Annotated in this window: 13 protein-coding genes; 5 read left to right on the top strand and 8 right to left on the bottom strand. The window is 72.6% G+C overall.

Annotated features, from left to right (window positions below):
- Positions 1-76 precede the first annotated feature (76 nt).
- Entirely contained in the window at positions 77-415 is a 339-nt protein-coding gene (locus tag ABD385_RS01640; protein ID WP_344573014.1) for a hypothetical protein, read from the bottom strand.
- Positions 416-506: 91 nt separating this feature from the next.
- Between ABD385_RS01640 and ABD385_RS01635 the strand changes: the two genes are divergently transcribed.
- The gene (locus tag ABD385_RS01635) at positions 507-1,424 is read left to right on the top strand and encodes an oxygenase MpaB family protein (RefSeq protein ID WP_344573013.1); all 918 of its coding nucleotides are present in this window, start codon (positions 507-509) and stop codon (positions 1,422-1,424) included.
- A 51-nt stretch (positions 1,425-1,475) separates the two neighbouring features.
- Here ABD385_RS01635 and ABD385_RS01630 read toward each other — a convergent pair whose 3' ends face one another.
- Entirely contained in the window at positions 1,476-2,087 is a 612-nt protein-coding gene (locus tag ABD385_RS01630) for a class I SAM-dependent methyltransferase (RefSeq protein ID WP_344573012.1), read from the bottom strand.
- The gene (locus tag ABD385_RS01625; protein ID WP_344573011.1) at positions 2,084-3,577 is read right to left on the bottom strand and encodes a purine-cytosine permease family protein; all 1,494 of its coding nucleotides are present in this window, start codon (positions 3,575-3,577) and stop codon (positions 2,084-2,086) included. The genes ABD385_RS01630 and ABD385_RS01625 overlap by 4 nt, the downstream gene beginning before the upstream one ends.
- A 303-nt stretch (positions 3,578-3,880) precedes the next feature.
- Between ABD385_RS01625 and ABD385_RS01620 the strand changes: the two genes are divergently transcribed.
- On the top strand, positions 3,881-4,495 hold the full coding sequence (locus ABD385_RS01620) for a GTP-binding protein (protein ID WP_344573010.1): 615 nt from the start codon (positions 3,881-3,883) through the stop codon (positions 4,493-4,495).
- 61 nt (positions 4,496-4,556) lie between these two features.
- Here the strand turns inward: ABD385_RS01620 and ABD385_RS01615 are convergent, their stop codons facing one another.
- Positions 4,557-4,985 (bottom strand): PPOX class F420-dependent oxidoreductase, encoded by a 429-nt coding sequence (locus tag ABD385_RS01615; RefSeq protein WP_344573009.1) that lies wholly within the window; start codon positions 4,983-4,985, stop codon positions 4,557-4,559.
- 166 nt (positions 4,986-5,151) lie between these two features.
- Here ABD385_RS01615 and ABD385_RS01610 point away from each other — a divergent pair, with 166 nt between their 5' ends.
- Together ABD385_RS01610 and ABD385_RS01605 are read left to right on the top strand one after the other, a co-directional pair.
- Entirely contained in the window at positions 5,152-5,571 is a 420-nt protein-coding gene (locus ABD385_RS01610) for a roadblock/LC7 domain-containing protein (RefSeq protein WP_344573008.1), read from the top strand.
- Between the two features lie 74 nt (positions 5,572-5,645).
- Positions 5,646-6,536 (top strand): DUF6397 family protein, encoded by an 891-nt coding sequence (locus tag ABD385_RS01605; protein ID WP_344573007.1) that lies wholly within the window; start codon positions 5,646-5,648, stop codon positions 6,534-6,536.
- 6 nt (positions 6,537-6,542) lie between these two features.
- Here the strand turns inward: ABD385_RS01605 and ABD385_RS01600 are convergent, their stop codons facing one another.
- The 4 genes from ABD385_RS01600 to ABD385_RS01585 all read right to left on the bottom strand — a co-directional run bounded on the left by ABD385_RS01600 (position 6,543) and on the right by ABD385_RS01585 (position 11,068).
- Positions 6,543-6,788 (bottom strand): hypothetical protein, encoded by a 246-nt coding sequence (locus tag ABD385_RS01600; protein ID WP_344573006.1) that lies wholly within the window; start codon positions 6,786-6,788, stop codon positions 6,543-6,545.
- Positions 6,789-7,049: 261 nt separating this feature from the next.
- Complete coding sequence (locus ABD385_RS01595) at positions 7,050-7,190, bottom strand: hypothetical protein (RefSeq protein ID WP_275461748.1); 141 nt, start codon at positions 7,188-7,190, stop codon at positions 7,050-7,052.
- A 394-nt stretch (positions 7,191-7,584) separates the two neighbouring features.
- Positions 7,585-8,502, bottom strand: coding sequence for an acyl-CoA thioesterase (locus ABD385_RS01590; RefSeq protein WP_344573005.1), 918 nt, complete (start codon positions 8,500-8,502; stop codon positions 7,585-7,587).
- Between the two features lie 52 nt (positions 8,503-8,554).
- Positions 8,555-11,068: a DEAD/DEAH box helicase gene (locus tag ABD385_RS01585; RefSeq protein ID WP_344573004.1), complete on the bottom strand. Its 2,514-nt coding sequence runs from the start codon at positions 11,066-11,068 to the stop codon at positions 8,555-8,557.
- Between the two features lie 271 nt (positions 11,069-11,339).
- Between ABD385_RS01585 and ABD385_RS01580 the strand changes: the two genes are divergently transcribed.
- Positions 11,340-12,131 (top strand): metal-dependent hydrolase, encoded by a 792-nt coding sequence (locus tag ABD385_RS01580; protein ID WP_344573003.1) that lies wholly within the window; start codon positions 11,340-11,342, stop codon positions 12,129-12,131.
- The last annotated feature ends 63 nt before the right edge of the window (positions 12,132-12,194 follow it).

The following is a 12,194-nucleotide window of genomic DNA, read 5'->3' as shown; positions in this document are numbered from 1 at the left end:
AATTGGCCGGGTACACCCTTGTCACCAGCCGTACGCTGCGAGGATGCGCCGCCGCGGGGCGCCGGACCACGACCCGTCAGGGCAACGGCAACCCGAGGAGGTCATGGGCGACCTCCCGCGGTGACTGCCGCCGCTCCCGCGCCAGGGCGAGCACCGCCCGACAGGCGAGCTCGTGGACACCGAAGGCCAGCGCCTCCGGCGACACCCACTCCGCCGCCTGCGCGCTGCGCTCCTCGTCGTACTCGACGTCCGCCGCCACATGGCACGCCGCCGCCTCGAAGAGGTTGTGCGGACGCGGCGGCGCCGGCCGCGCACCGCGGTGGAACACCGTCCGACGCCGGCCGCCGGCAGGTCTGCCGTCGGTGCGTCTACCGGGGTGCAGCACCCCGGCCAGGTCGCGCATGAATCCGGTCATCTGGCCCCCCGGCCCTCGTCCTTCACCGTCGTAGGAGTGTGCCCGCAGCCCGTACTGTGGGAACTTCGCGGAGCGAAGGGACGGACAACAGGTGCGGCGCTACGACTGGTTGACGGAGATCCGACGGCTCGATCCCGAGCGCGACTTCCTGCGGATCTACCAGATCACCACCGCCCACGAATTCCCCTGGGACGTCACCCGGGCACTGGAACTCGCGCTCTACCGCACCTACGCGGTACCGAGCATCGGCCGGCTGCTCGCCGAGACCGCCGAGCTGACGGACCGCGCGCAAAAGCGCTACGACGACACCGTCCTGTTGCTGGACACCGTCGTGGAGCACGGCTTCGACGGCACCGACGGGCGGACCGCGATCCGCCGCATCAACCAGATGCACCGCAGCTACGACATCAGCAACGACGACATGCGCTACGTCCTGTGCACCTTCGTGGTGATGCCGATCCGCTGGATCGAACGGTACGGCTGGCGGCGGCTGAGCGAGCACGAGAAGCGCGCCATCGCCGCGTACTACCGCGCCCTGGGCCGCCACCTGGGCATCAGTGACATCCCGCAGACCCACCAGGAGTTCACCGACTGCCTCGACGCCTACGAGGCGGAGCACTTCGCCTGGGACCCCGGCGCCCGCCGGGTGGCCGACGCCTCCCTGGACCTGATGGCGGGTTGGTACGGCCCGCTCGCCCCGGTGGTGCGCGGCGCGAGCCGGGCCCTCCTGGACGACGCGCTGCTGACCGCCTTCCGCTACGACCGGCCCCGGCCCGCCGTGCGGACGGCGGTGCACACGGCCCTGAAGCTGCGCGCCAAGGCCGTGCGGCTGCTCCCGCCGCGCCGCGCCCCCCACTTCGCCCGGCAGAACCCGGAACTCAGGTGCTACCCGAACGGCTACCGGGTCGCCGAACTCGGCACCTTCCCCGCGTCCCGGCGGGCCGGCGGCTGCCCCGTCCACCCGTTGGACGGCGACGCGCCCACCCAGGGGGACCCGGCGGCGTCCTGAGGCGGGGCGGCCCACCGACGGCGCCACCGGGATACCGGGGGATCCGGCTCCTCACCCCTGGCGGACCGCCAGCGCCAGATAGCGGGCGTCCTCGTCGACGTACCGGACGAGGTCCCAGCCGCTGCCGGCCAGGAGGGGACGCAGGTTGGGCTCGGCCCGCAGGTCGTCGGGGGTGAGCGGATGCCCCTTGCGCGCCGCGAGGGCCGCCCGCCCCACGGGGTGGAAGAGCGCGAGCCGACCACCGGGGCGGACCACCCTGGCCAGTTCGGTCAGTCCGGCCCCGGAGTCGGCGAGATGGGAGACCAACCCGGCGGCGAACACCGCGTCCAGCGCGGCGGACGGCAGCGGGAGCCGGGTCACGTCGGCGAGCAGCAGGCCCGCGCAGGCGTCGCGCCCGGCCCGCACGGCGGCCGCCAGCATCTCCGGGGTGAGGTCGGCGCCCAGCACCGTCCCGCCGGGCCCCACGGCCGTCCTGAGCGCCGTCAGGGCGCGACCGGTGCCGCAGCCGGCGTCCAGCACCCGCTGGCCCTCCTGCAACGCCAGTGCGGCCACGCCGCCGGCGTAGGCGGGCCCGTCGTCGGGGAACTTCGCGTCCCAGCCGGCGGCACGGGCGCCGAAGAACGCGCGGACGTCGTGCGGACGGCTGGTCTGGGGGCCGGTCATCGGTCTCCTTCGGGTGCGGTGGTACGGGCCAGCGGGGCGGTGACGGCGTACAGGACGCCCGCGACGAGCAGGGCGACCACCACCCCGAGGTTCATGGCGCCGAGCGTGCCGTGCGCGGCGGCGTCGGTGAGCAGGAAGCCCACGACCCGGGCGAGGTGCGGATCGGCGGAGGTCACCAGGCCGAGTCCGACGACGGTGGCGACGGCGAGCGAGAGCACCGCGGGCCAGCTGACGCCGGGCGCGGCGGCCGCCGCGGAACCAGGGCGGCCGGTCCGCCACCGCGCCACCAGGAAGACCGCCGTCCAGGCGGCCATCGCCACCCCCACGACGGACAGGAACGCCTGGAACGTGGCGAAGAAACTCGGCGAGACGAACAGCACGTACCAGCCGCCGACGGCCATCAACACCCCGTCCACCAGCACCGCGAGGTGCCGCCGGACCGGCACGCCGAGGGCCAGCAGCGACATCCCCGAGCTGTAGATGTCCATGATCGCCCCGGAGGCGAACCCCCCGATGGCGGTGAGCAGGTACGGCACCAGGAACCAGGTCGGCAGGGCCGCCGCGAGCGCGCCCACCGGGTCGGCGGCGGCCGCGGCGGCCAGCTCCGGGTCGCCGGCGTTCAGCATGACCCCGAAGACCAGCAGCACCACCGGGGCCAGCACCCCGCCCAGCGTCGTCCAGCCGGTGATCGCCCGACCGCTGCTGTTGCGGGGCAGGTAACGGCTGTAGTCCGCACCGCAGTTGACCCACCCGAGCCCCAGGAGGGTCATCGCGAGGAGCACGCCCCCGACGGCCGTGCCGAGACCGCCCGGCCGACCCGCCCACAGCGCGGCGGGGTGGATCCGGCCGGCCATCAACACGAGGTAGGCCGCGGTCATCGCGGTGATGGCGGCGGTCAGGTACTTCTGCACCTTCATGATCAACGCGTGGCCGTAGACGCCCACGACCACCACCGCGACGGCGGTCACCACGAAGCACAGCGCCTGCGCCCCGGTGGTCGGCGTCCGCCCGTCGGCCCGGGCGAAGACCGCCGGCGCGACGCGCGCCAGGATCACCGCACCGCCCAGGGACGAGAGGGCCACCAACACGGTCTCCCAACCGACGTTGGAGACGTAACTGAACAGCGTGGGCAGCTTGTTGCCCTGCCGCCCGAACACGGTCCGCCCCAGGGCCATCGTGGGCGCCCCGGTCCGTGCCCCGGCCACCGAGACCAGGCCGACCAGGACGAACGACAGCAGGTAGCCGACGGTCCCGGTGACCACCGCCTGCCAGGCATTGAGGCCGAGCCCCATGACGTAGGTCCCGTAGGCGACGGACAGCAGCGACAGCCCGGAGGCGGCCCACGGCCAGAACAGGGAGCGGGGCGTGCCGTGCCGCTCGGCGTCCGGCACCGGATCGAGGCCGTTGCGCTCCACGGCGGCGGCCGACGGCCGCGCCACCGGGCGCCCGGCGGACCGCTCCGGCGTCCGCGGTGCCTGCTCCTGCGTCATGGGCACATGATCCCCCATGGCCGGCGGGCACGGGGAAGGCCGTACGGGAAGCGCCACTTGGCGCACCGGCCGGGAAGGCGCCGGACGCGGCAGCCGGGCGCGGGCGCGCCACCGGCCGGAAAGCACCTCGGTCGCCGATCCCGTGGCGGCTTTGTCGAATTCGAGGAAATCCCGATCAGCGGAGGGTACGGTCCTCGCCATGGATTTCCGGACGGCACCCGGTGCCGCCGCCGACCCCATCGTTGTGCCCTGGATCCGCACACCCGCGCCGCGCGCGACCTCGCACCCTGGAGGAGACGGCCGATGAACGCCGTACGAGGGACCCCAAAGGACATAGTTCCCCGCCCCGCCCCCGATGTGGCCCTGAAGATCTTAGTCGCGGGCGGTTTCGGGGTGGGCAAGACCACCCTGGTGGGCGCGGTCAGCGAGATCCGTCCGCTGCGCACCGAGGAACGCCTGAGCGAGGTGGGCCACTTGGTCGACGACACCGGGGCGGTGGCGGACAAGGCCACCACCACGGTGGCGATGGACTTCGGCCGCATCACCATCAGGGAGGGACTCTCCCTCTACCTCTTCGGCACCCCGGGACAGGACCGTTTCTGGTTCCTGTGGGACGACCTCTCGGAGGGCGCCCTGGGGGCCGTGGTGCTGGCCGATACCCGACGGCTGCCGGACTGCTTTCCGGCCGTCGACTACTTCGAGCGCCGCGCCCTGCCGTTCGTGGTGGCGGTCAACTGCTTCCCGGGGACCGGGTCCTACGGGGCCGACGAGGTCTCCCGCGCCCTGGACCTGGACCGCGGCACGCCCGTCGTGCTCTGCGACGCCCGGGACCGCGACTCGGGCAAGGAGGTGCTGGTCCGGTTGGTCGAACACGCTGGGGGGCGGCACGCCACCCGGCAGCTGGGCCCGGTGGGCTGACCGGCCGGGGCGGGCGTCGGACGGCGCGGCGCGCGACCGCCGCACCGCCGCGCCCGCCCTTTCAGTCCGCGAGTGCGGCGACCGCGACGGCCTTGTCGATCCGGACCCGCACCAGCAGCTCCCCGGGCACGCCGTTGCGGGCGCCGTACTCCTCGGCGCGGTCCTCGCCCATGTAGCGGGCCGCGATCCGGGCCGCCCAGTGCCGGACGTCCGACAGCTCCTCGCTCAGCGTCGCCGTGCCCTGCACGACGACGAACGAGAACGGCGGCCGTTCGTCGTCCACGCACAGCGCCACCCTGCCGTCACGGGCGAGATTGCGGCCCTTGACGGTGTCCTTGCCGGTGTTGAACACCAGGTCGTCGCCGTCCATGAGGAACCACACCGGGGCGACGTGCGGGCCGCCGTCGGCCCGCACGGTCGACAATTTTCCGGTTCGGGTACCCGCGGAGAGGAACGCGAGCCACTCGTCCTTCGTCATTGTGTGTGCCATGCCGTCATCCTCGCCGCCGGCACGAGCCGGAGGCAGGTGGCACGCCGGGGTGCGGAGCCGCTTGCCGAGACGCCGGAGGTGGGACAGGCTGGCACGGCGGCTCGCCAACAGGCTGCGAACTACCGTCCGGCCACACCTGCGGACGGGGATACGGGGAGGAACGGGCATGGCACTGAGCAGCGGACTCGACTGGCTGCTGGACGACCTGACCAAGCGGGTGGAGCAGGTGCGGCACGCCTTGGTGCTGTCCAACGACGGACTGGTGACCGGCGCGAGCCAGGGGCTGGAGCGGGAGGACGCCGAACACCTCGCGGCCGTCGCCTCCGGGCTGCACAGCCTCGCGAAGGGCTCGGGCCTCCACTTCGGCGTCGGGCGGGTGCGCCAGACCATGGTGGAGTTCGACGACGGGATGCTCTTCGTGACGGCGGCGGGGGACGGCAGCTGCCTGTGCCTGCTGGCCGACGCCGACTCCGACATGGGCCAGATCGCGTACGAGATGACGCTGTTGGTCAACCGCGTCGGGGAGCACCTGGGCGTCGCGGCCCGCCGGCCGGAGAGTTATCCACAGGCTCGACAGCAGCTTTGACGCGCGGTCACCGCCCGCGGCTATGGTCGTAACCGTCAGTGATCGACGACGACCGAGTCGCAGGGGGAAGCACCATGACGATGACAGTGATGCGCGACGGACGACAGACGCTCTCGACGGCGCGCGCCGCGCAGGAGCTGGAGCTGCGGACCGGCGAGTGCGAACTCGCCACCCAACTCGGGGTGGTCCGGACGGTCCCGGCCGGGACCGCGGGGCGGCCGGGAAGCGGCGGGCCGCCCGGCCGGCTCCGGGTACCGGCGGAGGAGATCGTCCGGCTCCGGGCCGAACCGGACTTCCCCGAGGCGCTCCGCGCCCGACTCCGCACGGTCACCACCAATGAGGCGGCCGCCCTGATGGGCATCGGCCCCGGCCGGGCCCTGCGGCTCACCCGCGCCGGCTGCGTGAGCCCCGTCCGCTTCTACGTGAACCGCTTCGGCGCGGTGGTCTGGCTCTACCTCGCCTCGGAGATCTCCGATTTCGCCGACCGCGAGCCGGAGCTGCTGCAGGGCAACACCCCCGCCGCGATGCGGGTGATGCTGACCAACGGGCAGGACTGGCGGGGCCGCCAGTGGCGCAGCCGCCGGGTCGCCCAGCTGATGGGGCGGACCGACGATCCCTGGGAATCCGCCGCGGTGATCGCCGCCGTCCTCCCGCCGGAGGAACGGGCCTCGGTGGTCGAGGAGCCGCTGGAGCGTGCCCTGCTGCGCGGCCTCCGGCCGACCCTCGCATCCGTGATCACGGCGACGCCCGCGGCCCGCGAGTCCTACGAACGAGCCCTGGCGGCCGAGGAGTTCGACGAGGTCCTGTGGTACCGCGTCAATCTCTCCCGCGCCCTGGAAACCGCCCGCCGCGAGGATCCAGGGCGGGTCCGCCCGGCGCCGGCCGGGCGGACCGACCGCTCCCTCGACCTGCGGAACAGTCCCTCCTGGATGCCACGGCCGCGCAGCCTCTCCCGGCAGTCCTAGCCGTCCTCACCGTCCGGCTTCGCCTGCGTCCCCGTGATCCGACAGCACGGCGCGCGCGATCGTCGACAGGACCAGGGCCCGGTCCGTGCCGACGACGAGCCAGCCCTTGTCCAGCAGGGATTGCAGCAACGGCCGGGCCTCGTCGCCCAACGCGTCCGCCACCTCGTCATCCGTGGCCGGCATACCGGCTCCGAGGCGGCGGGCGACGTGGCGGACGACGGTCTCCTCCGCCGCGGTGAGGGTGAAGTCCATGAGGCGAGCCTACGGTGGGGCCGCGGCCGCCGGCGCCACGCCCCGGTCCGTCGCCGAGTGCGCGGTAGAGGCCCTTCCGCCAAGGGCTTTCGGCTCCGCGCTCGTCCCGGGGGTGGTGTTCGGTCGGAGCGGGCGGGCCGGAGCGGGGTGATCGGCCGGCCGGTGGCCTCCGGCGGGGGAGCGGAGGCGGGCACTCAGCGGCGCGCGGCGTAGGACCGAGCCCCACGTCGCGCGCCGTCAGGCGACGTCGTCTGCTGCCGGTTAGTTGCTGTAGACGTTCCCGACGCTGAAGTCGGCGTTGCTGAAGGGCGAGTCGGTGTCGTCCGCGCTGGCCGTGGCGGCGCCGGCCAGTACCGCGGCGGCAGCCAGTGCGACGGCAGCGATGACGAGGCGTATCCGCATGATGTGCTCCTCTTGCTCTTGGGGGAGACCTTGCCTCTTCACGATTGCAGCGGTGGTGAGGGCGCACTCGCTGTGTTGGTCCATTGGTGCCTGCGACGGTCTCCAGGGCAGGTACGTGGCGCGCGGCACGGCTCGCCGGCCGGGGCCCGTCGTCGGCGGTGCCCGGTGCTGCCCGCCGAGCGCCTCAGGGATCGCCGGCCGGCGTGGCGGCGTTGAGCGGCCGTCGGGGCGATGCGAAGGCTCTGCGTCCGCCGCGGTACCGCCGGCTCCGCAGCGGCCACGGCCGGCTTCCGCGGAGGGTCGGCCGCGAGCGTGGCGGCGGAGCCGGTTCCTGGACCGTCGCCGGGACGACCGGGCGGGCGCCCGGGGGCTGCGGACGTGCCGGGCCTGGCTGCTACGGGGTGGGTTCCGTAGCGGTGTCTGCTCCGGAACCGTCCATGTGGCGCGGGCCGTAGGGACGCAGCAGGCCCTCCTGCACGACCGAGACCAACAGGCGCCCGGCGCGGTCGTAGATGCGGCCGCGGGCCAGGCCCCGGCCGCCGGTGGCGACGGGGGACTCCTGGTCGTAGAGGAACCACTCGTCCGCCCGGAAGGGGCGGTGGAACCACATCGCGTGATCGAGGGAGGCCATGTCGAAGCCACGCGGGCCCCACAGGGGTTCGATCGGGATGCGGACGGCGTCCAACAGCGTCATGTCGCTGGCGTAGGTCAATGCGCAGGTGTGCACCAGCGGGTCGTCACCGAGCGGTCCGACGGCGCGCATCCAGACGGCGCTGCGCGCTTCCGCGCCCTCGATCTCCTGGGGCGTCCAGCGCAGCCGGTCGACGTAGCGGATGTCGAACGGCTGCCGGCGGGCCATCCGCTCCAGCGCCTCGGGCAGACCGCCCAGGTGCGTGCGGACCTCTTCGGCGACGTTCGGCAGTTCTTCCGGGTCGGGCACGGCCCGGCGCATCGGCAGTTGATGGTCGAAGCCGGGTTCCGGCTGGTGGAAGGAGGCGGTCAAATTGAAGATCGTGCGGCCCTGCTGGACGGCGACGACGCGACGGGTGGTGAAGGACCGCCCGTCGCGGACCCGCTCGACCTGGTACACGATCGGCACGCCCGGCCGGCCCGGCCGGAGGAAGTACGCGTGCAGCGAGTGGACCGGACGGTCCCCTTCCGTGGTCCGGCCGGCGGCCACCAGCGCCTGGCCGGCGACCTGCCCGCCGAAGACCCGCTGCAGGCTCTCCTGCGGGCTCCGGCCGCGGAAGATGTTCACCTCGATCTGCTCCAGGTCCAGCAGATCGACCAGCTTCTCGGCCGGATTCGTCATGACCGGTGGCCCTCCGTCGTCTCCTCGGGCGGCCTCGGTCGACGCCGCCGCGTCACAGCTGTCCCACCTCGGTGACCCGGACCACCGCGCGCCCCTCCTCGTCGGAGGCGGCCAGGTCCACCTCGGCCGAGATGCCCCAGTCGTGGTCGCCGTTCGGGTCGGCGAAAGTCTGCCGCACCTTCCACAGGCCGTGCGCGGTGTCCTCCTCGATCTGCAGGAGCTTCGGACCGCGCGCGTCCGGGCCGGTGCCCAGATCGTCGTACTCGTCCCAGTACGCGTCCATCGCGTCGCCCCAGGCATCGGCGTCCCAGCCGGAGTCGGCGTCCAGTGCGCCGAGTTCGTCGACGTTGTCCAGGGCCGCCAGCTCCACGCGACGGAACATCGCGTTCCGGACCAGCACCCTGAAGGCCCGCGCGTTGGTGGTGACCGGCCGCACCTGGTCGGCGCGTTCGGCCGCCTCCTCCGCGGTCTCCTCCGCGGGGTTGGCCAGCTGCTCCCATTCGTCCAGCAGGCTGGAGTCGACCTGGCGGACCATCTCGCCGAGCCAGGCGACGATGTCCTGGAAGTCCTCCGACTTCAAATCGTCCGGCACGGTGTGGTCCAGCGCCTTGTACGCGCTGGCCAGGTAGCGCAGCACGATGCCCTCGGTGCGCGCCAGCTCGTAGAAGGAGGTGAACTCCGTGAAGGTCATGGCGCGTTCGTACATGTCGCGGATGACCGACTTCGGCGACAGCGGGTGGTCGCCGACCCACGGGTGGCTCTTGCGGTAGAGGCCGTAGGCGTGCGACAGCAGCTCGTCCAGCGGCTTGGGGTACTCGACGTCCATGAGGCGCTCCATGCGCTCCTCGTACTCGACGCCGTCCGCCTTCATCTGCGCGACCGCTTCGCCGCGTGCCTTGTTCTGCTGGGCGGCCAGGATCTGCCGGGGGTCGTCCAGCGTCGACTCCACCACCGAGACCATGTCCAGCGCGTACGACGGGGACTCCGGGTCGAGCAGGTCGAACGCGGCCAGGGCGAACGTCGACAGCGGCTGGTTGAGCGCGAAGTCCTGTTGGAGGTCGACGGTGAGTCGGACGATCCGGCCCTCCGCGTCCGGCTCCGGGAGCCGCTCGACGATCCCGCCGTCCACGAGGGAGCGGTAGATCGCGATCGCGCGTCGGATGTGCCGCAGCTGGTTCCGGCGCGGCTCGTGGTTGTCCTCCAGCAGCCGGCGCATCGCCTCGAAGGCGTTTCCCGGCCGGGCGATCACCGACAGCAACATGGTGTGCGTCACCCGGAAACGGGAGGTCAGCGGCTCGGGGTCGGAGGCGATCAGCTTCTCGAAGGTGTTCTCGCCCCAGTTGACGAAGCCCTCCGGCGCCTTCTTGCGGACCACCTTGCGGCGCTTCTTCGGGTCGTCGCCGGCCTTCGCCAGCGCCTTCTCGTTCTCCACGACGTGTTCCGGGGCCTGCGCGACCACGAAGCCGGCGGTGTCGAAGCCGGCCCGCCCGGCGCGGCCCGCGATCTGGTGGAACTCCCGCGCCCGCAGCGTCCGCACCCGCTGCCCGTCGTACTTCGTCAGGGCCGTGAACAGCACCGTGCGGATGGGGACGTTGACGCCCACGCCGAGCGTGTCGGTGCCGCAGATCACCTTCAACAGACCCGCCTGGGCCAGCTTCTCCACCAGCCGGCGGTACTTCGGCAGCATGCCGGCGTGGTGGACGCCGATGCCGTGCCGGACGTACCGGGAGAGGTTGCGCCCGAACTTCGTGGTGAACCGGAAGTTCCCGATCAGCTTGGCGATCTCGTCCTTCTCGGCGCGGGTGCACATGTTGATGCTCATCAGCGCCTGCGCCCGCTCCACGGCGGCGGCCTGAGTGAAGTGCACGATGTAGACCGGCGACTGGTGGGTCTCCAGCAGCTCCGTCAGCGTCTCGGTCAGTGCCGTCGTGCGGTACTCGTACGACAGCGGCACCGGCCGGGTCACGGAGCGCACCACCGAGGTGGGCCGCCCGGTGCGTCGGGTCAGGTCCTCCTCGAAGCGCGACATGTCGCCGAGCGTCGCCGACATCAGGACGAACTGCGCCTGCGGCAGCTCCAACAGTGGGATCTGCCAGGCCCAGCCGCGGTCCGGCTCGGCGTAGAAGTGGAACTCGTCCATCACGACCTGGCCGATGTCGGCGTGCCTGCCGTCACGCAGTGCGATGGAGGCGAGCACCTCGGCGGTGCAGCAGATGATCGGGGCGTCGGAGTTGACCGACGCGTCGCCGGTGAGCATGCCGACGTTCTCGGTGCCGAACAGCTTGCACAGGTCGAAGAACTTCTCCGAGACCAGTGCCTTGATGGGCGCGGTGTAGAAGGTGACCTGGTCGTTGGCGAGTGCGGTGAAGTGCGCGCCGGCCGCCACCAGGCTCTTGCCGGAGCCGGTGGGGGTGGACAGGACGACGTTCGCCCCCGAGACCACTTCGATCAGCGCCTCCTCCTGGGCAGGGTAGAGCGTGATGCCCTGCTGTTCGGCCCAGCTCGAAAAGGCTTCGAAGAGGGCGTCGGGGTCGGCGTTGTTCGGCAGCTGATCGATGAGGGTCACGCCCCCCATACTGCCTGCCTTCGGCCCGGATCCGAGAACCGGTGCTCCGGATGGAGATCAACCGGAGACCAACGGGGACCGCGGGCGGCCGGCCCGCGCCCTCGCGCGCCGGCCCGGACGCACTGTGCGAGTGGCTGTGCGCGGAGCGTTCCCGGCGTGTCCCGCGCCGGGTCGCGGCGCCGCCACCCGCTCCCCGTGCGGAGATCATCTGACGCTACGCTGAGTTGCCGACCGGGCGTCAGACGCGCAGAACAAGGGGTGGGGAACAACCATGATGGGACCGGCGCACTCGCTGTCGGGAGCCGCGGCCTGGCTGGGGGTGGGGGCGGCGGCCTACGGCTCCGGCTCCCCGATGCCCTGGCCGGTACTGGTCAGTGGTGCGCTGATCTGCGCCGGGGCCGCGCTGGCACCCGACCTCGACCACAAGGCCGCCACTATCTCGCGCGCCTTCGGGCCGCTGTCGCGGTGGCTGTGCGAGGTGGTCGACGCGCTCTCGCACGCCGCCTACAAGGCGACCAAGATGCGCGGCGACTCGCACCGTTCGGGCGGGCACCGGACACTGACCCACACCTGGCTGTGGGCGGTGCTGATCGGCGGCGGCATGTCGCTGCTGGCGATGGAGGGCGGGCGCTGGGCGGTGCTCGGCATCCTCTTCGTGCACATGGTGCTCGCCATCGAGGGGTTGCTGTGGCGGGCGGCCCGGGTCTCCAGCGACGTGCTGGTGTGGCTGCTCGGTGCCGCGTCGGCCTGGATCCTGGCCCAGACCCTGGACCAGCCGGGCAACGGCGCGAACTGGCTCTTCGGCGAGCCGGGGCAGGAGTACCTCTGGCTGGGTCTGCCGATCATGCTGGGGGCGCTGGTGCACGACATCGGCGACGCCCTGACCGTCTCCGGCTGCCCGATACTGTGGCCCATCCCGATCGGCCGGAAGCGCTGGCACGCGCTGGGCACGCCCAAGCCGATGCGGTTCAGGGCCGGCAGCTGGGTGGAGCTGAAGGTACTGATGCCGGCGTTCATGCTGCTGGGCGGCATCGGGGCGCTGGGGGCGCTGGGCTACATCTGATCCGTGCGGGCGGACCGGGCCGCCGCCCGGTCCGCCCCGGCCACCGGTGGCGCCCCGCTGACG

This window comes from Streptomyces lunalinharesii (assembly GCF_039532155.1).
Taxonomy (GTDB): Bacteria; Actinomycetota; Actinomycetes; order Streptomycetales; family Streptomycetaceae; genus Streptomyces; species Streptomyces lunalinharesii.
The sequence above is the reverse complement of the archived record's forward strand: the minus strand, read 5'-3'. Positions and strand labels throughout refer to the sequence as shown.

Coding starts and splice junctions, on each gene's coding strand:
- ABD385_RS01580 (WP_344573003.1), top strand. CDS start 11,340: ATGATGGGACCGGCGCACTCGCTGTCGGGAGCCGCGGCCTGGCTGGGG.
- ABD385_RS01600 (WP_344573006.1), bottom strand. CDS start 6,788: ATGGACTTCACCCTCACCGCGGCGGAGGAGACCGTCGTCCGCCACGTC.
- ABD385_RS01625 (WP_344573011.1), bottom strand. CDS start 3,577: ATGACGCAGGAGCAGGCACCGCGGACGCCGGAGCGGTCCGCCGGGCGC.
- ABD385_RS01595 (WP_275461748.1), bottom strand. CDS start 7,190: ATGCGGATACGCCTCGTCATCGCTGCCGTCGCACTGGCTGCCGCCGCG.
- ABD385_RS01615 (WP_344573009.1), bottom strand. CDS start 4,985: ATGGCACACACAATGACGAAGGACGAGTGGCTCGCGTTCCTCTCCGCG.
- ABD385_RS01610 (WP_344573008.1), top strand. CDS start 5,152: ATGGCACTGAGCAGCGGACTCGACTGGCTGCTGGACGACCTGACCAAG.
- ABD385_RS01590 (WP_344573005.1), bottom strand. CDS start 8,502: ATGACGAATCCGGCCGAGAAGCTGGTCGATCTGCTGGACCTGGAGCAG.
- ABD385_RS01630 (WP_344573012.1), bottom strand. CDS start 2,087: ATGACCGGCCCCCAGACCAGCCGTCCGCACGACGTCCGCGCGTTCTTC.
- ABD385_RS01640 (WP_344573014.1), bottom strand. CDS start 415: ATGACCGGATTCATGCGCGACCTGGCCGGGGTGCTGCACCCCGGTAGA.
- ABD385_RS01620 (WP_344573010.1), top strand. CDS start 3,881: ATGAACGCCGTACGAGGGACCCCAAAGGACATAGTTCCCCGCCCCGCC.
- ABD385_RS01605 (WP_344573007.1), top strand. CDS start 5,646: ATGACGATGACAGTGATGCGCGACGGACGACAGACGCTCTCGACGGCG.